The organism is Labrys wisconsinensis, assembly GCF_030814995.1.
Classification (GTDB): domain Bacteria; phylum Pseudomonadota; class Alphaproteobacteria; order Rhizobiales; family Labraceae; genus Labrys; species Labrys wisconsinensis.
In genome coordinates this window covers 288,587-312,601 of record NZ_JAUSVX010000002.1, presented here as the reverse complement: position 1 = coordinate 312,601, position 24,015 = coordinate 288,587, and the positions used below count along the sequence as shown (strand labels likewise).

Genomic DNA, 24,015 nt, shown 5'->3' with positions numbered 1-24,015 from the left:
TCCGCGCCGGAGCGATCCCGGCCTCACGCCACGCGGATCAGCACCCGGCCGGCCTCGCCCCTGACCGGATAGGTCCGCACGGCGACACGGACGGGCGCCAGCGTGCTTCGCCCGCCGGCGACCATAGGGAGCGGGGGGCTTCCCAAGCCATCGGCAATCTGATCAATTCTGATCAAGCACTGGTGGCGTGGGCGAACGATGAAGACGGCGCGGCTGAGCGACATCGCCCGCGAGGCGGAGGTCGGAACCGCGACGGTCGAGCGGGTGCTGAACTCGCGCGGCAATGTCCGGCCCGAGACGGTGGAGCGGGTCGTGCTGGCGGCGCGCAAGCTCGGCTACGACCGGCGGCTGCCCGAGCGCTACCGCGGCATCATCCGCATCGAGGTCATCATGATGCGGCCGGACACGCCGTTCTTCGAGCGGCTCAACCACGCCTTCGCCCGCATCGCCGCCTCGCTCGACGCCAGCATCCTGGTCCACCGCACCTTTCTCGACGAGAACGACCCGCTCGGCGTCGCCCGTCACATCGCCAATCCCGGCTTCCGCCGCTCCGGGCTGATCATCGTCGCGCCGGACCATCCGGAGGTGAAGGCGCGCCTCCGCGAAGCCAGGGCAGCCGGGGTGACGGTCGTGCCGATCGTCTCGCGCATCGGCGAGGAGGGTCCCTTCGTCGGCATCGACAACTATGCGGCCGGACGCACGGCGGCCTACTACATGGCGAACCTGCTGAAGCCCCGGCCCGGCCGGCTGGTGGCGCTCTGCCACAGCGGCGCCTACCAGGTGCACAAGGAGCGCATCCGCGGCTTTTCCGACTACCTCGCCGAGCATCCCGACCCGGCGCAGCCATTCGCCCTGGTCATGTTCGGCCTCGACGAGCAACTGCGCTCGGCTGAGTTGTTCGAGGACACGCTGAAGGCCTTTCCGGATGTGATCGGCATCTACAATGCCGGCGGCGCCAATGCCGGCGTCGCGGCGGTGCTCGAGCGCAGCGGCCGCGGCCGGCCGATCCTGTGGATCGGCCACGAGCTGACCGAGGATTCGCGCGCCTGGCTGAAATCCGGGCTGATGGACATCGTGCTCGACCAGGCCCCGGAGATCCAGGCCCGGCGCGCCATCGACACGGTGCTGCGCCGGATCGGCTTCATCGAGGTCGAGGTCAGCACCGAGCCGGTGCGCTTCCTCACCATCAACGCCGAGAACCTGTGAGGCGGCAAAGGGGCGCCCTGCGCCCCTCCCCGGCCTGCGATTCTCAGCGGTACTTGCCGGCGAGCGCCAGCACCTGATCGAGATTGTCCTTGGTGATCAGGCCCGGCCCGGAGAACACGTCATTGGCCTGCAGCACCCCGAAGCGGACATAGTTGGTCAGCGTTTCCACCGCGCCATAGCCCTGGATGAAGGGCTGCTGGTCGACCGCGACCTTGATCATGCCCTCCTTCATCGCCCCGGCGATGTCCTGGCTGAGATCGAAGGTGGCAAAGTAGTATTTCTCGGCGCCCCCCTGTTCCTTGACCCATTTGATCATCGGATCCGCCCCGGTCGGCCCCAGCGTCAGGATGGCCTGCGTGCCGGGATGCGCCTTCAGGAAGGCGGCGGTGCGGGCGACCACGTCGTTGGGATCGCTGCCGGAATCGATCTCCTGGTCGCCGATCTCGACTCCAAGCCCGTCCGCGAAGCCCCGGCAGCGCTGGTGCGAGGCCGGGTGCTGGAAGAAGTGGTTGACGCAGACGAAGCTCTTCACGTCGGCCGCCCTGGCTTTCTCGCCTGCTGCCTTGCCGGCTTCATATTCCGCCTGACCGATATAGCGCAGCGCGCCGATCTTGCGGGCGATCTCGGCCGAGCCGGAATTGACGATCACCACCGGGATGCCGGAGGCGACGGCATTGCCGAGCGAGCCGCCGACGATCGCTTCGTCCGGCACGGTGGAGATGATGCCGGCCGGCTTCGAGGCGATCGCCTGGTCGATCAGCCGCCCCATCTCGGAGAGGTCCCCGCCCGCTGGATTGCGGAACTCGATCGAAACGCCCAGCTGGTCGGCGGCGAGCTGCGCCGAATTGCGGATCACGTTGAAGAACGAATCCGATTCCGACCAGTGCCCGACGAAGACGATACGCTCGGCCGCCATGGCCGCCTGCCCGAACAACAGCCCGCAGACGCCGAGCGCCGCGGCAAGCCACTTTCTCATCGGTCCCCTCCTCGTCGCGCTCGTCGCCGGGTCGCGTTCCGCGGTCCCGGCTCGGCGCCTCGGGCGAGACTATGGCCGGGGGTCGGCCGTTCAACGCATGCGTTGATCAGATCTGATCAAGGCAGGAGAATCCCCGGCGTCGGGCATCCATGTCGAAGCGCACAACCACGCGGACGGAATGCACCACCGGGCGAAGGCAAGCTGACAGGACCGATGAAACAGAGGTAAAGCCGCGCGGCAATTGACCCTTGGGGCTATGGGGGACCGGAGATGACACACCACATTATCGCCTTGATCGGCCCATCGAGCTTGATCGAGGAGGCCTCGGAGCATGTACGCGGCCCGGCGCCTACGGCGTTGCCGTTTGGCCTGTCGATCCTGCCCCTTGGCGGGGATCAGATCGACCAGCTGGCCGACTATCGCGACCCCTGGAACCCTCTCCCGACCTATGACGGCTTCATGTATCTCGGCCCGGAGCTGGAAGCGGGCATTGCCCGGGCCGCGCCGCAGGGGCGGCTGCTCTACGTCGAGACCAACTATTTCGGCGGCATCGGCTATCAGGGCGCGACCTTGTTCGATGCGGGAAGGCCGGTCTGGAAGGCCATCCTCACGAACGTGCACGACGCGTGGCCGCGCCCTCCGAATTACGACTCCTGGGCCGCCGGCCGTCCTAAGCTGGAATTCAGGACGCCCATCAGTCGGGGACTCTCGCGCCTCGGCGTGCCGGAGCCCACCTCCGGCGACGAGTTCGACGCGGTCGGCCTCGGCCGGTTCCGGACGCTGGAAGCGCTCGGGGTTGAAGAGGACGACGACGAGTGATCCGGATCGCCGCCCGGCTCGTCGGGCGGCTTTCCCGGCGGCTCACCGCTCCCGCCGCACGCCCGAGGCCGTGCGGGCGCGCACCTTCAGGGCGGCGAGCGCCTCCTCGGCGGCGCGGACGCCGCTCTCATAGGCGCCGTGGGCGGTGGAGAAGTCGCTGCCGTGCGTCGCCTCGCCGGCAAAGAACAGCCGATCCTCGAAGGGGCGGGCGAGGTCGCCGCGCGCCGCCGCATGGCCCGGCAGCGCGTGGCTGTAGGCGCCGCCGATGCGGTCGCTCCGGCTCCAGGCCGAGGCGGCGAGCGGGCGCAGGCAGCGGCGGACGTCCGCGCCGAACAAAGCCGCGAGCTGGTCGACCGCCAGGGCGAAGCCGGCGGCGGGCCCGGCCTCGGCCAGCGCCCCGGCCCCCTCCCCGCCGAAGAAGCCCTCGATCACCGGCCGGCCGAGCGGTCGGATGTAATAGGCGCCCGTGCCGGCGTCGCGCGGGTCGCCCAGCACATGCGTCTCCGCCGCGAACGGGCCGTCGCCGACGATCTCCAGGAACAGCTTCTCATCGCGCCCGAGCGGCAGGCAGGCGGCGGCATGGCGCCAGGCATCGAGCGCGGCCGGCAGGCGGATGGCGTCGCCGGCGAGCACGGCGGTCGAGACGGCGAGGATGGCGCTGCGGCCGGTGACGGTGCCGGCCGCCGTGGCGATGCGCACGCCGCCCCGGTCGAGCGCGACAGCCTGCGCCGGCGTGGCGAGGCGCAGCGCCGTCGTCGCCGGCAGGCTGGCGGCGACGAGCGTGCCGTAGCCGGCCGTGGCCCGCCAGTTGCGTGCGGTCGACGCCTCGTCATAGGCGAGGTAATCGGCGACCGAGAGCTGCTCGAGCCCGGCACCGTTGACCAAGCCGCTGATCGCCTGGAGGTAGGCGTTCCAGGGGCCGCCCGGCTCCAGCGCGTCGGCGGCACGGTCGCTCGGCGGCGGCGCCGTCGTCAGGCGCTCGTGCCAGGTGGCGAACGCCCTGTCCGCCGCCGCGCGCTCCGCGCGGGAAAAGCCGAGGTCGCGATATTGCTGTCCCCAGGCCGGCAGGCGGCGGTCGACGGTGAAGCCCGAGGCTTCGGCGATCCCGACCCAGGGATTGCGGTCGGCGGAATGGAGCCATCCGCAGCCGAGGTCGAGGGCGAGCCCGGCGATCTCCGTGGTGAAGGCGCGGCCGCCGATCCGCGCCGCCGCCTCCAGCATCAGGATGCGCAGGCCGCTCGCCGCCAGCCGGCGGGCCGCGCCGACGCCGGCCGCTCCGCCCCCGATGATGACCACGTCCCAGTCGGCAGCGGCGGCGGCCGGCTGCTGCAAGGGGCTCTGCACCGCGTTGCGCCGCATGGTTCAGGCGTCCCCGGAGACGGCGATCCCGTCCGGCCGGCATCCTCCGACGATCCGCATGACCGCTCTCTCCTTCTCCCTCGCCGGCCCCGGTGAGCATCCGGCGCGGCGAGCGTTGGACTCACCGAAGCTTACAATCCACGCTCTCCGAAGCGGGAGGCAAGGTCTTGCGGCACCCGGCCTCGCCGGAACTTAGGAGATGCAGGGGCCAGCGAACAGACGCTAAGATGGGCATGTATCCATACTGGAAATTCATGAATGCGGCAGAACGGACTCGGAGACCTGACGGCTTTCCTCGCGGTCGCCGAGGAGCGCAGCTTCACCCGCGCCGCGGCCAGGCTCGGCACCTCCCAGTCCGCCCTCAGCCACACTGTCCGCCGCCTGGAGGAGCGCCTCGGGCTGCGGCTCCTGACCCGCACGACGCGCAGCGTCGCCCCGACCGAGGCGGGCGACCGGCTGCTCGAGACGCTCCGCCCGGCGCTGGACGAGATCGACGCCAAGCTCACCGCCCTCGGCGAGCTGAGGGAGAAGCCGGCCGGCACCGTCCGCATCACCACCAGCCGGCACGCGGCCGAGACGATTCTGTGGCCGGCCCTGGCCCGGCTGCTGCCGGACTATCCCGACATCCGGGTCGAGCTGTCGATCGACCCGGCGCTGACCGACATCGTCGCCGAGCGCTTCGACGCCGGCGTGCGCCTCGGCGAGCAGGTGGCCAAGGACATGATCGCGGTGCGCATCGGGCCGGAGCTGCGCATGGCCCTGGTGGGAGCTCCCGCCTATTTCACCCGCCGGCCGGCGCCGGAGACGCCGCACGACCTGACCCGTCACGCTTGCATCAACCTGCGCATGTCGACTCTCGGCGGGCTCTACGCCTGGGAGTTCGAGAAGGACGGCCGACCGCTCAACGTGCGCGTCGACGGGCAGCTCGTGCTCAACGACATGTCCCTGATCCTCAAGGCGGCGGTCGAAGGCCTCGGCCTCGCCTACACCCTGGAGGACCAGGTGCTCGGCCTGGTCGAGGAGGGCAAGCTCCTGCGCGTGCTCAGCGACTGGTGCCCGCCCTTCCCCGGCTATCATCTCTACTATCCCAGCCGCCGGCAGCAGTCGCCGGCCTTCGCCCTGCTGGTCGAGGCGCTGCGCCACCGCGTTTCGCGCTGAGCGGGGGCGGCGCCCGAGGCGAATGCCCAGGCCACCTTCGCGGCGAGCGAGCACGGCCTGCCGGAGGCCGTCATCGACCGGGGGTGGCGGCAACGTCCTGCGGAACGTCGATCAACCGGTCGATCTGCCGTGCCGATTCCTGGAATTGCTGCAGCACGTCCCCCTGCAGGATGCGCCCGCCCGCCAACCCGATCCGAAGGGGATCGACGCGCCGGCCGTTGATCCAGACCTCGTAGTAGAGATGCGGTCCCGTCGAGAGTCCCGTCGATCCGACATAGGCGATCGTCTCTCCCTGCCGGACGCGGTCGCCGACCTTCAGGCCGGCGGGAAAGCCGGCAACGTGGGCGTAGGCGGTCTCGTAGCCCAGATCGTGCCGGATCCGGACATATCTGCCATAGCCCCGCTCCTGCCCGATGATCTCGACGACGCCCGCGCCGGCCGCCGCGATCGGCGAGCCGTAGGGAGCGGCATAGTCCACGCCTTCGTGGAACCGGCGGTCATGGAGGACCGGATGGGTGCGCCAGCCGAATCCATCGCCCAGACGTCCGTCCACGACCGGATTTCGCAACAGGAACGTGGTGATGGACCGGCCGTCTTCGTCGTAGAAATCCGTGCTTCGATCGTCCGAGGCCCTGAAGCGGTAATAGCGCCTGGTCTTGCCCTGCGCCCTCAGGCCGGCGAACACGAGCTCCGGCTGCCCGCGCTCGTCCGGCGCGTAGAGAATGTCCGTCGCATCCGTCGGCGCGAGCGGCCGATCGAGGTCGAAATCGCGACCGCAAAGCCGTATCAGCTCCACGACCAGCCCTTCGTCGACATGGTTCGATTGCGCAAGGGCCCGGAGGCTGTCCCGAAGCGTCTCCGCCGGAGCGATCGACAGGTCGGGTCCGGTGAACGCGGGTCCATGGTCCTCGCGCTCTGTCTGCTCCGTCGCAATCGATTCATACCGGCCGTCGTCGGTGCGCGCGACTGCCGCAATGCCCCCGTCGCGCCTTTCGACGCTCACCTCCATGGGGTGCGGGGCCTGCGTGTCCGGGCTCGGCGCTTCCTCCACGAGGGTCACGACATCGCCGCCGGCAAGGGGCGCGTCGACGAACCGCCGGCGACGGGCAAGGGCCGTCAGAATGGCGCTTCCCTCGTCCGGTCCCACGGCGAGCGCGCCCAGGATCGAGGACAGCCGATCGCCAGCCCGTGCGCTGACCACATGCCGGCGTGCCCCGGGCGCGGCCGGTGACTTCACGAGGATGGTCTCGTTCAGCGGCCGTCCTATGACGCGCGCGATGTCCTGTCCGGACCGATCCTCGGCATAGGCGCTGACGTTGCGCGGGGGCGGACGATGCGACGTGCCGAAGAGAATGATGGGCGGCAGCTCCGATGGCGAGGCGGCCGCGCGCTGCCGGTCTTCACCGCCCGCGACGGAGCGGTCGATCTCCTCGGCGCGCGGCCTCGAGCCGATCTGCGAAAGCCGCGCCGAGACCCGGGTGAACGGGCGCATGGCGCCGGTATCGTTCAATTGCTCGATCCGCAGGGCCGAGCCGCCGCCCCCTCGCCCATCGGTTCGAGCCGGATCGCGATCGCCGCGGTCCTCCTCGGCGATCGTCGGGCGGCTGACCCGCGGGGTGACGAAGACCGGCAAGCCCGCGAATCTCGGCCGCTGCCCGAGCGCGGCGAGCAACGCGCCGCCGAGCAGCCCTGCGGCCGCCAGCCCCATCAGGACGATGCCGGCCATCCAGCGAAGGCTGACGGCACGCCGATCCATCGGCCTTCGCCCGCCGGCCAGCGGCGGCTCGTTTCCCACCGCGCTCCCATGCTGCCTCCCCGGACGCGCTCTCATCGTCCGCCGACGCGTGCCTCGTTTCCGGGAGATGTCGCCACCGGTTCGCGGCCGGCTCCGGCATGGGGAAAGAATCGAATCATGATATGTTATAACGTATACGACCCGATGGCGAAAATGTGGCCGCGGTCAGGGCCTCGCCAGATGGGGCGCATGACCGCTGCGAAGAGGGCCGGCCCACCCATTCTCATGCGCAGGCGCCATAAAGGAGACAACAATCGCAGGCGTTTTTGTGTGCAGACGTTGCGAGGCAGGGGGACCGGCCTCCTGGAAGGCGGGTGGCGGCGCGCTTGCCGGGGTTGCAGCCCCGCTTCGCCCGTCATGCGCCAGGTCGCAGATGCAGAGGCCAGCATGTCCGGCACCGAACGCATGATCGCATCGCTTGAACCAGCAGGGGCCGGCAGCGGCCGCGTGCGCCATCGCCGCCGGCGAAGGCCGGGTATCGCCGACCTCGGCGCAGGCCTGCTCCTCGCGGCGATCGCCGGCCTGACGCCTTCGCTGGCCGCGGAGCAGGACATTCCGGCCTGGCTCGGAGCCCATGTCGGCGATGGCGAAGGCCAGATCGCCCGACCGGTCCTCGAGCGGGCGCGCGCCCTCTACCTGCGGAAGCTGGGCGAAGGCGCGGTCTCGAACCCCTGCTACTTCGCCATGGACGCCACACGTCCCGGCGACCTCGGCGGCGGCGTGCTGGGGCGGCGGTTCTACGTCATCTGCGAGGCCGAACGGTCGTTCCGCGCGATCGCTGCCGGCCACGGCAGCGGACGCGATCTGAAGGGCCTCGCCGATTTCGCCAATGGACGGCGCTGCGTCAGGAACTTCGGCAATGCGCTGGATTCGGACCTGACCACCGGCGGCGCCTATGTCACGGCCGAGACGAAGACGTCGTTCAAGGGCTATTACCGCGTCGCGTCGAATCACGATGCCGTCTTCGTGCGCTCCTTCGTGCAGTTCGATGGAGAAGGCGAGACCGCCAATGCCAGGCAGCGGGCCATCGGCGGACATCCCGCCGCCCTGCTGAGAGGGGTCTGCCTCCGCAAGAGCGCGGACAGTCCCTATGCCAATGGCGAGGGCTACGTTCCGGTCGGAAAGCTGGTGGACTACTCGGGCGGGCGCAGCAACGGCTGCACGAGCTGGTCGCCATCGGACGCCCGCCAGATCATCCCGATGCTGAAGGACAACCCGACGACGCTGTACATCTATCCGGAGTCGGGCGACATCAGCGCCGTCGCGCGCGCGGTCGCCGCGGGCCGTCCGCCCGCGCGCGCCGGCCTCTATTGGAACGCCTCCTGCCTGAAGGAGATCGTCGCTCCGAAATACTGGCCGAGAGCGACGCTCGAGCCGATCATCGCGCGCTACGAGCAGGCCCATCCGGCGCCGCCGCCGCGGCCGCTGCCGATCTGCGCGCAGCCGTGACGCCAGTCGGCGCCCGGCCCCGATCGCCGGCGCATCGCCGTCCGAGGTGAGCGGCTGAGCCGCCGCAGAGGACGGACGGATGGGCTCGCCTTCGGCGAAGCGATCGCCCCCTAGGGCGTGTGGACACTTATGGTTTGGAGCAGGATGAGGTCAAAAATGGCCCCATGGGAGGAGCGTTGCGCAGCCGATACATCCGTATCGGCCAGCGACGCGACGCTGCAGGGGGCCATTTTTCACCTCACCGCGAAGCGGCGCGGCGCTTTTGGCCGATGAGCGCGTCGCGTGTCGTAGCAAGCCGTAAGGCTTGCGTCCTCGGCGCAAGCCGCAAAGCGGCTTGTCGCCTGCGCTCCTTCTCCTCGGCCAAAATCGCTCGCGTCCTGCCCAAACCATAAGTGTCCACACGCCCTAGGCCTGCGGCATTTTCTGCACCTTGGTCAGCCCCGGGTCGACCGCATCCCAGTCCAGGGCCCGGGCGTGGTAGGTGACGACGCTGGGATGGAAGAGTTCCGGCGAGTCCAGGCTGGCGGCGTGAACGGACAGCAGGTCCGGCATGGCCGCGAACGTCAAGTGCACCGGCGTCCCGCATGTCGGGCAGAACGCGTGGATCTTTTCGTTGCCGCTGTCCCCGGCCACATGCCAGGTCGTGACCTTGCCGGTGACCACGGCCTTGGCGCGATCCGGAAAGGTGAGGAAGGAGCTGTGCCCCGTTCCGCTCCGGCGCTGGCAGTCACGGCACTGGCAATGGTTCTCGAAGACGGGCTCGTCATCGATTTGATAGCGGACCGCGCCGCACGCGCAACCGCCGAGATAGGGCTTACTCATCGTCTCTCCTGCAAGGGGTCATCGTGTTGAATCCTCGCGCTGCCGTGCCGCCGAGGGCTCGGCCACGCCTTCAGCCGGTTCCGCTCATGGACGGGGATCGGCCGGCTTGACTCCGCCACCCTGCGACCAGACGCAGCCACGGCACGAGGTGGAAGGCGCTCATCAGGAGATACATCGGCGCCATGCCGCCGACCGGCGAGCCCATGCCGTCCGCCGAGCAGACCACGTCGGGCATGCCCCCGCCGGACATGGCGGTCAGCAGCGCCATGATCGCGAAGGTCGGCGTGGCTGCAAGGCAGAGCCAGTCGGCGGCGCCGAAGGCGGGTGCCGGCCCGCCGCCGGCACGGGCCGCTGCGGCCTCACGCAGGGTCGTGGTCATCGCGCCGCCTCCCGCGCCGGGCCGTACTCGTCGTGGCGCCGCCACCAGATGCCGGTCTCGTTGCGGCCCTTGGGCGCGCGGTCGAGCCATTGATAGGCGCCCCACAGGCCGTCCAGCCCGCGCGCATAGGTGGAATAGCTGTGGTAGACCACGCCGTCCTCCAGCACGAAGGCGCTCGCCCCCGGCCGGTCGCGCGCATAGGTCGCCGGATCGGTGCCGCAGGTCGCCGCGAACTCCGCGACGGGCGGCGGCGGCGGGACGGCGTCCATGGCGTGGCCGCCGCGCTCGTAATTGTAGTCGATGCTGCCCCGGCGCTGCTGCGCTTCGGTGAAGGAGACGTTGAAGTCGAAGTTGAAGTCGCCGCCCTGCGAGGAGGCCCAGGGGAAGTGCCAGCCCATGCGCTGCCGGTAGGCCTCGAGCTGGGGAAGCGGCGCCCGCGACACCGCCCAGAGCATCACGTCGTGATTGGCGAGGTGCACCGCGAAGCCGTCGAAGCCGTCGGCGATCATCGAGCAGGAGGGGCAGCCGGCCTTGTAGTCGGGCCCGTACATGAAATGATAGACGAGGAGCTGCGAGCGGCCCCGGAACAGGTCCGTCAGCGAGGCGCCGCCGTCCTCGGTGTCGAAGCGGTAGTCCTTGTCGACCCGCACCCAGGGCAGGTCCTGCCGCAGCCGCGCCAGCTCGTCGCTGCGCCGCGTCAGCGCCTTCTCCGCCTCGAGCAGGTCGAGCCGCGCCGCGAGCCATTCCTCGCGCGTCCCGGTAATATGCGTCGGCATCGTCGTTCTCCCTTGACCGTCCGCCGCGCCCTCCGTTCCGTTCTCGACGGGAGGCCGGCGTCGCAGGCACAGTGGCGCCGGACGATCCGGCGGCGGGAGTGACAAGTTTGGCGGGATTGCCATGGACTCGCTGATCACGGCCGCGGCGCAGGCGCTCGCCGCGGGCGATCCGTTCGGCGCTCTCAACCGGGTCGCGCTGCGTGAGGATGCGCCGGCGCTGGCGCTGCGCGGCATCGCCATGGCCCAGCTCGGCGACCTCGCCCGGGCCAAGGCCCTGCTCCGACGCGCCGCCCGCGCCTTCGGCCCGAAGGAGGCGGTGGCGCGGGCGCGCTGCATCCTCGCCGAGGCGGAGATCGCCCTGGTCTCGCGCGACCTCGGCGCGATCAGCGGTCTCGATGCCGCGCGGGCGATCCTCGATCGTCATGGCGACCGGGCGAACGCCGCCCATGCCTGCTATGTCGAAGCCCGGCGCCTCCTGCTGGTCGGCCGGCTCGACGAGGCCGAGCGCATGCTCGCCGCGCTTCCCCCCTCGCCGCTGCCGATCGCGATGCGGGCCGCCCATGCGCTGGTGGCCGCCGGCATCGCCATCCGGCGCCTGTGCATCGGGCCGGCCCGCGCCGCGCTGGCACGGGCGGACACGGCCGCACGCCAGGCCGGCATCCCCGCGCTGCTGGCGGAGGTCGAGAGCGCGTCCCTCGTGCTCGACACGCCGGCGGCGCGCCTCGTCGCGCGCGGCGCGGAGCGCCTGCTCCGGCTCGACGAGGTCGAGGCGCTCATGGCGTCCGGCGCGCTGGTGGTGGATGCGAGCCGCCATCTCGTGCGCGGCGCCGGCACGGTGGTGCCGCTCGACACGCGCCCCGTCCTGTTCGCGCTCGCCCGTGCGCTGGCCGAGGCGTGGCCGGGCGACGTGCCGCGGGCCGCACTGGTCGCCCGGGCCTTCCGCGGCAAGGAGGCCGACGAGTCGCACCGCGCCCGGCTGCGCGTCGAGATCGGGCGGCTCAGGGTGGAGCTGCGGGCGCTGGCCGAGATCCGCGCGACCAAGCGGGGCTTCGTCCTGGCGCCGCATTCCACCGGCGAGGTCGCGGTGCTCGCCCGCCCCGTCGAGGGAGAGCATGCCGCGGTGCTCGCCTTCCTGTCGGACGGCGAAGCCTGGTCGAGCTCGGCGCTGGCCCTGGCGCTCGGCGCCAGCCAGCGCAGCGTGCAGCGCGCCCTCGACGAGCTCGCGGCCTCCGGCACGGTGCAGCCGGTCGGCCACGGACGGGCGCGGCGCTGGATGACGCCGCCGGTGCCGGGATTCCCGACAGCCTTGTTGCTCCCGGCCCCGATGCCGAGCGGGTAGGATCGGGCCATTCCAGACGAGGAGGCACCCATGCGCCGATCATCCGCCGACATCATCCGCGAATACGGCCCCTTCCCGGAGGTCGAACGCGTCGCCGGCGTCACCTATGACGGCCGGCACGTCTGGTTCGCGTCCGGCGACCGGCTGAACGCCCTCGATCCCGACAGCGGCGAGACGGTGCGCGCCATCGCGGTGCCCGCCCATGCCGGCACCGCCTTCGACGGCGAGCACCTCTTCCAGATCGCCGAGGACCGGATCCAGCGCATCGATCCGCAGTCGGGCCGCGTCGTCGCCACCATCCCGGCGCCGGGCGGCGGCGGCGACTCGGGCCTCGCCTGGGCCGAGGGCTCGCTCTGGGTCGGGCAATATCGCGACCGCAAGATCCACCAGATCGACCCGCGCACGGGCGCGATCCTGCGCACCATCGAGTCCAACCGCTACGTCACCGGCGTCACCTGGGTCGACGGCGAGCTCTGGCACGGCATGTGGGACGGCGAGGAGAGCGAGCTGCGCCGCATCGACCCACGTACCGGCGCAGTGCTGGAGACGATCGATATGCCGCCGGGCGCCGGCGTCTCGGGCCTGGAATCCGACGGCGCCGACCGCTTCTTCTGCGGCAGCGGCACGAGCGGCAAGCTGCGGGCGGTCCGGCGGCCGCGGCGCGATGCCGCCGGAAGGTAGGCCGTCGACCGCGGCAGTCCGGAGCCGGACGGAGGCCTGCCGCGCCGGTCGGCACGGCTCCGGCAGCTGTCATCGACGTCGAGCTGCGCGCTTGCGTCCCGCGGAGGCCCCGCCGGCCGGGCTCGCGTCATCGGGAGCCCGGCGGTCTCGAACCGACGCGTCCGTCGGAACGGGGTCTCGAATGTAACCTTCGAGGGTCAGTGCAGCCCGTACCAGCGCTCGCTGTGCAAAAGCCGGCGACGCGTTCTGTGCCCGCGGCAACGACAGCTTCAATGTCGCGCGCCGGACACCGGCGGGGCTTCGTATCGCTTGCTCGAGCTCCAGCGTCGTCGATGGGTCGCCGACGCCCCTGCGAGCGTTGCCGAGCGCGACCAGCTCGGTTCCGTCGGCCGAAAGCGAGACCGCACCCTCGACCTGATCCAGCAGCCAGCGCATGACCGCTTCGGCCGGGCCGCAGAGCTCGGCGAGGCCGAACGGCGCCCAGGCGAATTGGCAAAGGCCGGGCCCGAGGGCCAGACCCCGCTCGGGGTCGGCGACGATGAAGCCGTGCTCGCGCAGCCGACGGGAGACCATGAACGCCGTGGCGCGCGCGAAGCCCTCTTCGGCGGCGAACTCGGCGATCTCCACGGCACGGCCGTCGGCGAGCCGTTTCAGCAAGGCGGAAAGGATGACGACGCCCGTGGTATCGGCGACGCTCACGACGTATGCCTCGCCGGCAGCGCCGCCGATCGATTGTAGACGTTGCCCCGATAGTGGATGCGGAACGCGCGCGGGCTGTAGGCCTGGCCCAGGCCGGATGCGAGCACGAGGTCGTCCGGCAGATCCCAGCGCACGTGATCCTCGACCCGCAGGTGCGGGACGACCGAGGGCGTGGCGCCGCCTCGGGTCAGGATGATCTCCAGCGGGACGTCGACGCGGGACGGAACGTGGCGGCCGTGCAGGGCCTGGAACAGCACGTCGACGGCCCGCATGCCCATGGCCGGCGGATAATCGACGGCGGCGAGCCTGATCCGATGCCGGATGGCGAGCTTGTAGGCGAGATTGAGGTCTCCGCCGGTATGCGGCGGTATGGTCCCGCTTCTCCAGCCGCATTGGCTGAAGGCCTGCATGGAGCCGACGCCCTGCAGGCCGCTGTCGCACCAGACGCCGGATATTCGGCGGCCGAAGCGCTCGATGGCGCCGACCGCACGACGATGGCCGAGCTCGCGTTGCCAGTCGGTCCAGGCCGTATCGAGAATTTCGATCCCGGGACATGTCGAGAACACCGCGAGCGCCGCCGCAAGCCGCTTCTGGGCCGGTTCCGTGCTTTCCGATCCCGGCAGCAAGATCAGCCCACCCGTCCCTCCGAGCGTTTCCGCCAGCCATTGCGCCGTGATCTTGCCGATCGCGGTATCGCTGGTGGACACGAAGCTGGTCGGGGCCAGGTCGCGCATGCCGCGGTCGACCATCACCACCTCGACGCCTCGGGCCATGGCCTGCTCGATCGCAGCCCGGACGCTCGGGGACGCTGCCGCGCTGACGATCAGTCCATCGGCCCCGCCGTCGACCAGGTCGGCGATATCGGCGGCCTGTCTCTCCGCGCTGTTGTCGGCGTGGCGCACGATGAACTCGCCGATGCCGTCGACGAGGTTGGCCGCCGCCCGCTCGACGCAATGAACCAGGGTCACGCGCCAGGGATTGTCGAGCGAGATGTTGGAAAAGCCGATGCGGAAGCGGCGCCGCTGCGGCCCGCAGCGCAACGGCCTGGAGAGCGCGATCGGCCCTTTGCCCTCGTCGCCGGTCTCCAGCAGGCGGCAGGGGCGCGATGGAACCGGCGGCACCGGTGCATTGCGCAGGCGCAGCGCCTGCGCACCGATCACCCGCCCGGCGAGCGGGCCGACGCTGACGGTGCCCCTGCGCCTGGTGACGATGCCGGCCGCCTCGAGGGTCCTGACGACGCGGTGGAGGCTCGAACGCGGGACCATGGCGGCGAGATCGACGAGCGCGACCGTGCCGTGCGATCGGCCGAGCGCCTGCAGCACCGCAAGTGCGACCGAGACGCCGTCGGTTCGAGACCTGTCCGCCATGCCCCCTCCCCCCTCGGGAACAGCGAAGACCGCGGGAGGATATCGCGTCAATCGCAATGTCTCAAATGTTGGATCGACGGGTGAATTTCACGGGTTTCCCTGCTCTCCGCTTCGTATCAGTTTACTGCCTTGCCGAACCAAGCGGTCAGAAAATCCGCAGCTTTCGGCAGTTGGAAACGCCATGACATCCTATCTCTTCCGCAACGTCATCGTATGGGATGCTGTCGATGACACGCCCTATCCGGGCGAAGTGCTGGTCGAAGGCAACCGGATCACGAAAGTAGCGCGCGGCGCCGGCCAGATCAGCGCCGAGAGCGCCGCAGACATCATCGACGGACAGGGCCAATTCCTGATGCCCGGCATGGTCGAGGGCCATTGCCATCTGAGCTTCGTCGGCCCGGCCCGCAACCAGGACCTGGGTGAAATTCCGCCGGAGGAGCATCTGCTGCGCACCATGCGCAACGCGACGCTGCTGCTCAACCACGGCTTCACCTCCGCCTATTCGGCGGCTTCGAGCAAGATCCGCATCGATGTGGTGGTGCGGCAGGAGATCGAGGACGGCTATCTCGCCGGGCCGCGCTATCGGGCCGCCGGCCCCGAGATCACCGTTACCGGCGGCCTCGGCGACGAGCGCAAGCATCATGGCGAATTTGCCAGCTTCGGCATGATCGCCGACGGTGTCACCGAAATCCGCCGCGCCGTGCGGCTCTGCTGCCGCGAGGGCGTCGACAACGTCAAGTTCAACGTCTCGGGCGACGAGTTCACGTCGAATATCCGCGCGGAGCTGGTCTCGATCAGCCAGGAAGAGCTGACCGCCGGCGTCGAGACGGCACATGACTTCGGCAAGCGCGTCGCCACCCACGCCAGGGCCGCCGAATCGGTGAAGCGGGCGCTGCGTGCCGGCGCCGATTGCATCTACCACTGCGACTTCGCCGACGAGGAAGCCCTCGACATGCTCGAGGCGCAGAAGCACCGCATCATCGTCGGACCGGCTTTCGGCCTCGTGCACAACTCGGTGTTCGAGGGCGACGTCGTTGGCATGACCAAGGCTGTCGTCGAGCGCATGGGTCTGCCCAGGAAGCTCGAGCACACGATCGCGACCTACAAGGAGATGCGCCGGCGCGGCATGAAGGTGGTGGTGGGCGGCGACTACGGCTTCACCGTCACGCCGATGGGGCAGAACGCCCGCGACATCGGCCATTTCGTCAAGTTCTTCGGCTACACGCCGGCCGAGGCGCTGAAATGCGCGACAGCCGTCGGCGGCGAGCTGATGGGCCACAAGGGCGAGCTCGGCGTCATCCGGGAGGGCGCGCTCGCCGACCTGCTGCTGGTCGACGGCGACCCGCTCGCGGACCAGTCGCTGCTGGTCGGGCCGGACCATTTCGCGATGATCATGAAGGACGGCGCCATGGTCCGCGACCCCAGGCGCAAGGCCGATCTCACCTATGTCTATCCCGCCGGGACAAGAATCTGAGCAAGCAGCCGGCCAGGGATACTTGCCGAAGCAAGTACAAGAGAGGGAGGAATTCCATGTTCAACGATATCAGCCGCCGCCAGCTCCTGCGCGCGGGCGCTTCTCTCGGCGCGGCCGGCGCGATGGGGGCGCTGGCATGCCCGGCTGTCGCGCAGGGCACCAGCCTGACCTTCGCCACCTGGGGCAATCCCGGCGAGGAAGCCGCCTTCCGGCATATCATCGAGGCCTACAAGGCGGTCGAGCCGGGCGTGACCGTCAATCTGGAAATCGTCCCGGGCGACCAGCAGTATCAGCGGCTGGATACCCGGCTGGCGGGCCGCCAGGCCCCCGACCTTGTGCGCATCCAGTACCAGCAGATCGGCCGCTATGCCGTCGCGAGCAGCATGCTCGACCTCGGGCCGATGCTGAAGCCGGGCTACATGGACGACTTCGCCGACGTTCACAGATCCGCGCTGACCTTCGGCGGCAAGCAATTCGCCATGCCCTTCGACAACAACACCCTTGCCATCTACTACGACAAGGAAGCGATGGCGGCGATCGGCGAGGTCCCGCCGACCACCATCGACAAGGCCTGGACCTGGGCCGACCTCGAGCGGATCGCGGCGGCGATCGTCGACAAGAAGGCCGCTCCCTATCCGATGGCGGTGACATGGGCCGGTGCGCAGGCCTATCGCTGGCTGATCTTCCTGTACCAGCACGGCGGCGCGTTGCTGACCGAGGACCTCACGGCGCCAGCGATCAACAGCAAGGAGGGCATCGAGACCATCGCCTGGACCGCCTCCTGGTTCAAGAAGGGCTGGGTGCCCGCCAACACCTCGATCAAGAGCTCGGAGAATGTCGAGAACCTGTTCGCCAATGGCGGCGTCGCCCTGGCCTTCGCCGGTCAATGGACCCTCAGCTACATCGACGATCTGCGCAAGAAGCCTTGGGGCGTGACCTTCATGTGCCGCGACAAGCAGCACGCCACCGATCTCGGCGCCGACTGCATCGCCGTCACGCGCGACGCGAAGACCCCGCAGGCCGCCGCGGATTTCCTCCAGTTCATGGCCGGCAAGGAGAACCTCGCCTATTACGACGTCAACGCCGGAGCCCTGCCGACGCGCAAATCGCTGCAGGAGCCGGGCGCCCTCTCCTATTCGAAGTACACCGACAGCTACGCCCTCTATGTGGAGCAGTCGAAGTACCAGAGAGCCGACCTCGTGCAGACGGTCACCCTGCCGAAGTTCGCCAGGATGAACAGCAAGCTCGGCGACGAGCTGGAGCTTGCCTTCGCATCCGGGCAATCGGCCGAGGACACGGCCGCCAACATCGCCAACGCCGTGCAGGACATCCTCGGCTGAGCTCCACGGAGATCGTCGTGACGATACAGGCCGCATCCGTGGTCGGACGAACCCGCACAGGCGCCGCTCGCCCCGAGCGTCGCCGGCCGGGTCCCAAGATCGCCCCCTATGTCTTCATCGCGCCCAACGTCGTCCTGTTCGGGCTGTTCGTCTTCGTTCCGCTGGTGTTTGCGCTCTACATCAGCTTTCACGAATGGACGCTCATCGGCACGCCCGAATTCAACGGCATCAGGAATTATCGCCGGCTGCTGAGAGACACCCAGTTCTGGCAATCGCTCGGCAACACCCTCGTCTACACCGGCGCGACCGTGCCGCTGTCGATGGGTCTCGGCCTCGCGCTGGCCATGGGGCTGAACCGCGATCTGTGGGCCCGGAGCATTCTCAGGAGCGCCTATTTCCTCCCGGTCATCGTCTCGAACGTGGTCACCGCGATCATGGCCGCCTGGATGTTCAACGACAATTACGGCGTGATCAATGCGCTCCTGAAGAGCGCGGGCCTCCCGGCGGTCCCCTGGCTGTCCTCGACGTTCTGGGCCCCCGTCTCTCTGATCATCACGACCGTCTGGACGCGGCTGGGCTTCTGCATGGTCATCTACCTCGCGGCCCTGCAGACGGTCTCGCCGAGCTACTACGAGGCCGCCACCATCGATGGCGCCACGGCCCTGCAGAGGTTCAGGCACGTGACCTGGCCGCTTCTGAAGCCGACCACCTTCCTGCTTCTGATCATCAACGTGATATTCTCGTTTCAGGTCTTCGACCTGATCTATGTCATGACCAATGGCGGCCCCGGCTTCTCGACGACGCTCATCGTCCAATACATCTATCGGAAAGCCTTCATCGACTCCGAGATGGGCTATGCCAGCGCCATCGGCCTCGTGCTCTTCCTGCTGATCGTCGCCTTCACCGCGGCGCAGTGGCGGCTCAACCGCCGCTCGGAAAGCCTGATCTAGTGTTCCGACTCCAACGGTTCGTTCCGAACCGTCAGCCCGGAACCCTAGTTGGTTCAATGCTTTGTGTTGTGCTTCCAACACAATGGTCGGGGACCAAGCGTCGGAAGCACAACACCAGGAGCGCCGCGATGCAGAGGACCAAAATCCTGTCCAACCTCGGGAACGGCGGCCTGTGGATCGTCCTCGCCCTCGGCGCGGTGGTGATGCTGTTCCCGATCTACTGGATCTTCGCCACGGCCGTGCGCCCCAGCGAAGAGCTCTTCGCCCCGGGCATGCATCTGATCCCGTCGCGCTTCGTCTGGAGCAATTTTGCGACCGCGACCCAGCGCGTGCCGTTCTGGTCTTGGACGCTGAATTCGCTGATGATCTCCGTCCTGGCAGTGGTCCTGACGGTCTTCATCAATCTCCTGTGCGGGTATGCCTTCGCAAAGCTGGATTTCGTCGGCCGGAACGTCCTGTTCCTGGCCATCATCGGCACGCTCACCATTCCGATTCAGGTGATCATCGTCCCGGTCTTCCTGATCGTTGCCGAGATGGGCCTGGTGAACACCTGGTGGGGCGTCATCCTGCCCAGGGCAGCCGAGGCTCTGGGCATCTTCATGGCCCGGCAATTCATGCTGAGCATCCCCAACGAGCTGATCGAGGCGGCACGGCTGGACGGGGCGAGCGAGTTTCGCATCTTCCGGTCGGTCGTGCTGCCGAACGCCAAGCCGATCATCGCCGTGCTGATCATCTTCAACTTCATGTGGCGCTGGAATGATTTTGCTCTTCCCCTGGTCATCCTTTCGGATGAAGCAAAGCAGACGCTGCAGCTGGGGGTGAACCTGATGAAGGGACAATATTATACCGAGTGGAACAACGTGGCGGCGCTGGCATTGCTCTCGCTCGTTCCGATCCTTGTCATATTCATCTTCTTCCAGCGCTACATCGTGCAGGGAATTGCCAGCACGGGGCTGAAGTAGCGAGATGATTTCACGGGGTCATCGAAGGCCGACGTTCATAAATTAGCCGGCTATGTTATTCCACGACGACGGGCTGCGTCGACGAACGGAGATCGGACATGCGAGATTCGGCACCACGCGTGCTCGTCTGGAACGAATACCGGCACGAGCGCCGGGACAGCGCCGTCGCGGCGATCTACCCCCAGGGCATCCATGGGGCGATCGCGCAGGGCCTGGACGTTCACGGGCTGGACGCCCGGACGGCGACCCTCGACGAGCCCGAGCACGGGCTGACCGAGGCGGCCTTGGCGCAGACCGATGTCCTGATCTGGTGGGGGCACATCGCGCATGGCGCGGTCGACGACGCCGTGGTCGAACGCGTCCGGCTGCGGGTGCTGGCCGGCATGGGCTTGATTGCCCTGCACTCGTCCCAGGACGCCAAGATCTTCAAGCGGCTGATGGGGACGGATTGCACCGTCCACTGGCGCGACGACGGGGAGAAGGAACGGCTCTGGGTGGTGGCGCCCGCGCATCCGATCGCCGCAGGCCTCGGCCCCTGTTTCGAGCTCGAGCCCGAGGAGATGTATGGCGAGCCCTTCTGCATTCCGCCACCCGACGAGCTGATCTTCCTGTCGTGGTTCCAGGGGGGCGACGTCGTCCGAAGCGGCTGCACCTTCACGCGGGGTCTGGGGCGCATCTTCTACTTCCGCCCGGGGCACGAGACGTTTCCGACCTATTTCGACGGGAATGTCCGTCGTGTCCTGGCCAACGCCTGCCGATGGGCCTCCCCCGACATCGAGGTGCGCAAGGCTCCGGCGAACACCAGGCGCAAGGCCATCGAACCCATCGGCTCCTGAACCGATGGACAAATGCGGAGAATGCGCATGAGCAGACTGAAGCTGATCCATGTCGGTTTGGGCCGATGGGGCTTCGACTGGGCGAGGGAGGTGTTTCACCAGACGCCGGAGGTCGAGGTCGCCGCCTATGTCGACCGCGACCCCACGCCCCTCCTGCGCCTGCAGGCCGAGCTCGGCGTGTCCGCGGACATCTGCTTCACCGATCTGGCGGCGGCGCTCGAGGCCGTCGAGGCCGACGCCGCCGTCGTCAGCCTGCCCCTGGAGCACCACGTTGCCGTGACGATGCAGGCGCTCGAGGCGGGCAAGCATGTCGTCGTCGAAAAGCCGTTCGCGCGCTCTCCCGCGGAGGCCGCCCCCGTCGTGTCGCTGGCCGAGCGCCTCGGCCTGACGCTGATGGTCAGCCAGAACTACCGATACTATCCGACACCGGTCATGGCTGCCGACATCGTGCGCTCGGGGCAATTGGGGCCGCTGCACTCGGTCAAGATCGACTTTCGCAGGCATGCCCCGAGCGAGGGCTACCGCTATTGGGGGCTGCCCGATCCGTTGCTCGTCGACATGGCCGTGCACCACTACGACCTGATGCGAATGGTCGTCGGCGAGGAGCCCTGCGAGATCAATTGCCGGACCTGGAATCCGCCGGGGAGTCCCTTCACGGGAGATCCGGCCGGAGCGATCGTCGCCCTGTTTCCAAGCGGCGTCTCCGTCAGCTACCGCGGCACCTGGCTCGACCGCGCGCCGCAGACCGCGTGGGCGGGCGAGTGGCAGATGGATTTCGAGAACGGCGTCGTGTTCTGGACATCTCGCGGCGATCGCCCGGACGGCGTCATGCGGGATCGATTGACCATCCATCGACCTGGCGCTCCGATCGAGGACCTGCAGCTCGTCAGGGGGCGGCACGACCGGCCGGCCGTCCTGCAGGCGTTCTCGCAGGCCGTCGCGACCGGCGGCGCGCCTCGGCATTTCAGCTCCGGTCGTGACAATCTGCGAACGCTTGAAGTTCTCGACGCGGCGTTGCAATCCGCAGCGATGAAGGGCGCCGCGGTGACGCTGGCTCAATCCAGCGCCAGGTGAAGGAACTGGTTGAACCCGCTTCCGACATAGTCCCCGAACGGCCCGCCGTCGACGAAGCCCCGCCTGCGGTAGAGCGCCAGGGCCGGCTCGAAGGCGGGGCCGCTGCCGGTCTCGAGGCTGAGCCTGACGAGGCCGCGCGCCCGCGCCTCGCCGATGATGTGCTCCAAAAGGGCCGCGGCGACGCCCTGGCGCAGATGATCAGGATGGGTGCGCATCGATTTCAGCTCGCCGGTGCGTTCGTCGAGCTGCTTGAGCGCGCCGATGCCGCAGATCGCCTCGCCGTCCCAGGCGCTCCAGACGGTGACATCAGGCGCGCGCAAGCCGGACAGGTCGAGGGCGAAGACCTGCCCGGGCGGGGAATTCGCGTGCATGCCGGCAAGGTGCAGGCGCAGCAGCGCCTGGGTCTGGCTGCCGGTGAGATCGTCCGGCCGGATCTGCATGGCGTGTCCTTCCGTGGCGGCCTGCCGGGATAGCATCGCGTGAGCCCCGCGGAAATCCCGTTTGCGGGACGGCACCCGCGTCCGGGACGCCTCCTGCGCTGGCCGGCATCGAGCGATGCGCCGCATTCCACGGAATCGCCCCGGTTGCATCCATCCTGCCGCGTCGATGCCCCAAGGACGGGCGGCGAGTTTCCCGGGCTGGGATGCCGGCACGTTCGCGTCCAGTCCAACGCCAGCGGCTTCGTTCGCGGGATCTGGTGTTGTGCTTCCGAGGCTTGGGTCCTGGCCATTGCGTCGGAAGCACAACCCAGAGTTTTGAACCAGCCAGGGTTCCGGGCTGACGGTTCGGACCGTCAGGGTCGGAACACTAGTCCCCTGTCCACGTCGAGAACGCCTCGGGCAGCACGTTCGACCCGCAGATCACCGTGACCACACGCTTGCCGCGGTAACGCGAGGGGTCCTCCAGGATGGCCGCGACGCCGAGAGCGGCCGATGGCTCGACCACGAGGCCGGCGTGCCGGTGGAGCAGGCGCATGCCCGCCTTGATGCTCGCCTCCTCGACCAGCGGCACGTGATCGGCCACGGCGAGCAGGTCCTGAAGGACCGCCGCGATGGGGAACCGGCCGGCGACGCCGTCTGCGATGGTGTCGGTGCTGTCGGTGGTGACGACCGATCGCGCCCGCCAGGACAGGGCCATGGCCGGCGCTCCCCCGGGCTGGATGCACACCACCTCCGTTGCCGGCGACAGGCACTTGAGGACGTGGCCGACACCGGTGGCCAGCGCGCCGCCGCCGAGCGCGAGCAGGATCGTGTCGATGCGGTCGCCCTCTTCGACGAGCTCCAGCCCGATGGTGCCCGCGCCCTCGCAGGTGTCGAGGTTCTCGCTGTCCTCGACGAGCAACGCGTCGTCGCCGGCCGCGATCGCGCGGGCGCGCCGCCGCGCATCCTCGATGTCGCCCTCGACCAGCTCGACGGCGGCTCCGAGCCGGCGAATGCGATCGATCTTCGCGGCGTTGGCGCTTGTGGCCGCGACCACCGTCACGCCGATGCCGCGTGCCCCGCCGCTATAGGCGAGCGCCTGCCCGAGATTGCCGGCGCTGGCGCAGACCGCGAGCTTGGGATCCCCGCTTTCCGCGAGACGGGCCATGACGACCTCGGTCCCGCGTCCCTTGAAGCATCGGATCGGGTTTGCGGTCTCGAGCTTGATGACGACGTCGCAGCCCAGCACGTCGCCGAGAGCGGGACAGTCGAATTGCGGCGTATCGCGGAACACCCGCGAAATCCGTTCCCTCGCCTCGAGGATGCGCCCGAGGTCGAGCCTGGTATCCGGTTGCCCGGCCTCGGGGCATGCTGCGGATCGGTCACGAACGGGCTGCATGGGGCAATGGTCCGATATCATGGTGGCGGCTGCAGGAGCGTGCGTTATAGCGCACATTTCGGGTGTGCGCTATAACGCACATATCTGACGCATGATTTGCGAGGTCGGTCTTCGATGAACCCCATCAGCCCCGTCGACACGGGGAAGCTCCTGAGGTCGATCCGGCGAGACCTTGGATGGAGCCTCGACAAGACCGCAGAGCATACGGGGGTCAGCAAGGCGATGCTGGGCCAGATCGAGCGCGGCGAATCCATGCCGACCGTTGCGACGCTCTGGAAGATCGCGACGGGCCTGCGGATTCCGATGACCGCCCTGCTCGAGCCGGATCACGGGGAAGGCGACGTCCTGCTCTTGCGTGACGCCAATCGCCTCCGGGTGCGCCCGTCGGAAGAAGGGATGCAGCGCGCCTTGGTGTTCCCCTATGAGGCCCGGTTCGGCTTCGAGCTCTATGAGCTGACCTTCGCGCCCGGCTTCGAGAGCATCTCGGAACCGCATGACATCGGCGTCGTGGAGCATGTGACCATCCTGCGCGGCGCGGTCGAACTGCTGGTGGAGGACGGGTGGAGACGGCTCGAGGACGGGCAGTCGCTGAGGTTCCCCGCCGACCGTCGCCACGGCTACCGCAACCCGACGCAGAACGAGGCTGTCGTCATGGACCTGATCCACTATCGGTTCGTTCCGCAGACCGTCGCGGGTCGCGAGACGCAAGCCGGGTCCTGATCGGAGCGCGTCGCGG

23 protein-coding genes are annotated in these 24,015 nt (G+C 68.9%); 13 read left to right on the top strand and 10 right to left on the bottom strand.

Features of this window, described 5'->3' with window-relative positions:
• The first annotated feature begins 198 nt into the window (after window positions 1–198).
• Entirely contained in the window at window positions 199–1,206 is a 1,008-nt protein-coding gene (locus QO011_RS07860; protein WP_307269966.1) for a LacI family DNA-binding transcriptional regulator, read from the top strand.
• Between the two features lie 43 nt (window positions 1,207–1,249).
• Here QO011_RS07860 and QO011_RS07855 read toward each other — a convergent pair whose 3' ends face one another.
• Entirely contained in the window at window positions 1,250–2,182 is a 933-nt protein-coding gene (locus QO011_RS07855; protein ID WP_307269963.1) for a substrate-binding domain-containing protein, read from the bottom strand.
• Between the two features lie 309 nt (window positions 2,183–2,491).
• On the opposite strand from QO011_RS07855, the gene QO011_RS07850 reads away from it, so the two are divergent.
• Complete coding sequence (locus QO011_RS07850; RefSeq protein WP_307269961.1) at window positions 2,492–3,001, top strand: hypothetical protein; 510 nt, start codon at window positions 2,492–2,494, stop codon at window positions 2,999–3,001.
• A gap of 42 nt (window positions 3,002–3,043) precedes the next feature.
• Here QO011_RS07850 and QO011_RS07845 read toward each other — a convergent pair whose 3' ends face one another.
• A complete protein-coding gene (locus QO011_RS07845; protein ID WP_307269959.1) occupies window positions 3,044–4,360 on the bottom strand; it encodes a flavin monoamine oxidase family protein in 1,317 nt (438 codons plus the stop codon).
• 258 nt (window positions 4,361–4,618) lie between these two features.
• Here QO011_RS07845 and QO011_RS07840 point away from each other — a divergent pair, with 258 nt between their 5' ends.
• Window positions 4,619–5,518 (top strand): LysR family transcriptional regulator, encoded by a 900-nt coding sequence (locus QO011_RS07840; RefSeq protein WP_307269957.1) that lies wholly within the window; start codon window positions 4,619–4,621, stop codon window positions 5,516–5,518.
• Between the two features lie 70 nt (window positions 5,519–5,588).
• Here QO011_RS07840 and QO011_RS07835 read toward each other — a convergent pair whose 3' ends face one another.
• Entirely contained in the window at window positions 5,589–7,274 is a 1,686-nt protein-coding gene (locus QO011_RS07835; RefSeq protein ID WP_307269955.1) for a M23 family metallopeptidase, read from the bottom strand.
• Window positions 7,275–7,718: 444 nt separating this feature from the next.
• Between QO011_RS07835 and QO011_RS07830 the strand changes: the two genes are divergently transcribed.
• Entirely contained in the window at window positions 7,719–8,762 is a 1,044-nt protein-coding gene (locus tag QO011_RS07830) for a hypothetical protein (RefSeq protein WP_370881935.1), read from the top strand.
• A gap of 405 nt (window positions 8,763–9,167) precedes the next feature.
• On the opposite strand, the gene QO011_RS07825 is transcribed toward QO011_RS07830, so the two are convergent.
• From QO011_RS07825 to QO011_RS07815, 3 genes are all read right to left on the bottom strand, one after another.
• Entirely contained in the window at window positions 9,168–9,584 is a 417-nt protein-coding gene (locus tag QO011_RS07825; RefSeq protein ID WP_307269953.1) for a GFA family protein, read from the bottom strand.
• 70 nt (window positions 9,585–9,654) lie between these two features.
• The gene (locus tag QO011_RS07820; RefSeq protein ID WP_307269951.1) at window positions 9,655–9,963 is read right to left on the bottom strand and encodes a hypothetical protein; all 309 of its coding nucleotides are present in this window, start codon (window positions 9,961–9,963) and stop codon (window positions 9,655–9,657) included.
• Window positions 9,960–10,739, bottom strand: coding sequence for a DUF899 domain-containing protein (locus QO011_RS07815; protein WP_307269948.1), 780 nt, complete (start codon window positions 10,737–10,739; stop codon window positions 9,960–9,962). The genes QO011_RS07820 and QO011_RS07815 overlap by 4 nt, the downstream gene beginning before the upstream one ends.
• Before the next feature lie 121 nt (window positions 10,740–10,860).
• Here QO011_RS07815 and QO011_RS07810 point away from each other — a divergent pair, with 121 nt between their 5' ends.
• Window positions 10,861–12,078: a helix-turn-helix domain-containing protein gene (locus QO011_RS07810; RefSeq protein ID WP_307269946.1), complete on the top strand. Its 1,218-nt coding sequence runs from the start codon at window positions 10,861–10,863 to the stop codon at window positions 12,076–12,078.
• Between the two features lie 30 nt (window positions 12,079–12,108).
• A complete protein-coding gene (locus QO011_RS07805; protein WP_307269945.1) occupies window positions 12,109–12,759 on the top strand; it encodes a Vgb family protein in 651 nt (216 codons plus the stop codon).
• Between the two features lie 69 nt (window positions 12,760–12,828).
• Here the strand turns inward: QO011_RS07805 and QO011_RS07800 are convergent, their stop codons facing one another.
• Both QO011_RS07800 and QO011_RS07795 read right to left on the bottom strand, forming a co-directional pair.
• Window positions 12,829–13,458: a hypothetical protein gene (locus tag QO011_RS07800; protein ID WP_307269944.1), complete on the bottom strand. Its 630-nt coding sequence runs from the start codon at window positions 13,456–13,458 to the stop codon at window positions 12,829–12,831.
• Window positions 13,455–14,825: a substrate-binding domain-containing protein gene (locus tag QO011_RS07795; protein ID WP_307269941.1), complete on the bottom strand. Its 1,371-nt coding sequence runs from the start codon at window positions 14,823–14,825 to the stop codon at window positions 13,455–13,457. Before QO011_RS07795 ends, QO011_RS07800 begins: the two co-directional genes overlap by 4 nt.
• Before the next feature lie 181 nt (window positions 14,826–15,006).
• On the opposite strand from QO011_RS07795, the gene QO011_RS07790 reads away from it, so the two are divergent.
• The 6 genes from QO011_RS07790 (at window position 15,007) to QO011_RS07765 (ending at window position 21,461) form a co-directional block, all read left to right on the top strand.
• On the top strand, window positions 15,007–16,299 hold the full coding sequence (locus QO011_RS07790) for a metal-dependent hydrolase family protein (protein WP_307269938.1): 1,293 nt from the start codon (window positions 15,007–15,009) through the stop codon (window positions 16,297–16,299).
• A 56-nt stretch (window positions 16,300–16,355) separates the two neighbouring features.
• Window positions 16,356–17,639: an ABC transporter substrate-binding protein gene (locus QO011_RS07785; RefSeq protein ID WP_307269935.1), complete on the top strand. Its 1,284-nt coding sequence runs from the start codon at window positions 16,356–16,358 to the stop codon at window positions 17,637–17,639.
• 17 nt (window positions 17,640–17,656) lie between these two features.
• Complete coding sequence (locus tag QO011_RS07780; RefSeq protein ID WP_307269932.1) at window positions 17,657–18,589, top strand: carbohydrate ABC transporter permease; 933 nt, start codon at window positions 17,657–17,659, stop codon at window positions 18,587–18,589.
• A 128-nt stretch (window positions 18,590–18,717) separates the two neighbouring features.
• Complete coding sequence (locus tag QO011_RS07775) at window positions 18,718–19,551, top strand: carbohydrate ABC transporter permease (RefSeq protein ID WP_307269930.1); 834 nt, start codon at window positions 18,718–18,720, stop codon at window positions 19,549–19,551.
• A 98-nt stretch (window positions 19,552–19,649) separates the two neighbouring features.
• Window positions 19,650–20,387: a ThuA domain-containing protein gene (locus tag QO011_RS07770; protein ID WP_307269927.1), complete on the top strand. Its 738-nt coding sequence runs from the start codon at window positions 19,650–19,652 to the stop codon at window positions 20,385–20,387.
• A 27-nt stretch (window positions 20,388–20,414) separates the two neighbouring features.
• On the top strand, window positions 20,415–21,461 hold the full coding sequence (locus QO011_RS07765) for a Gfo/Idh/MocA family protein (RefSeq protein ID WP_307269924.1): 1,047 nt from the start codon (window positions 20,415–20,417) through the stop codon (window positions 21,459–21,461).
• Here the strand turns inward: QO011_RS07765 and QO011_RS07760 are convergent.
• Entirely contained in the window at window positions 21,443–21,901 is a 459-nt protein-coding gene (locus tag QO011_RS07760; RefSeq protein ID WP_307269922.1) for a GNAT family N-acetyltransferase, read from the bottom strand. The two genes, QO011_RS07765 and QO011_RS07760, sit on opposite strands and share 19 nt — an antisense overlap.
• Before the next feature lie 367 nt (window positions 21,902–22,268).
• Complete coding sequence (locus QO011_RS07755) at window positions 22,269–23,279, bottom strand: threonine ammonia-lyase (protein ID WP_307269919.1); 1,011 nt, start codon at window positions 23,277–23,279, stop codon at window positions 22,269–22,271.
• A gap of 114 nt (window positions 23,280–23,393) precedes the next feature.
• On the opposite strand from QO011_RS07755, the gene QO011_RS07750 reads away from it, so the two are divergent.
• Complete coding sequence (locus QO011_RS07750; protein ID WP_307269917.1) at window positions 23,394–23,999, top strand: helix-turn-helix domain-containing protein; 606 nt, start codon at window positions 23,394–23,396, stop codon at window positions 23,997–23,999.
• The last annotated feature ends 16 nt before the right edge of the window (window positions 24,000–24,015 follow it).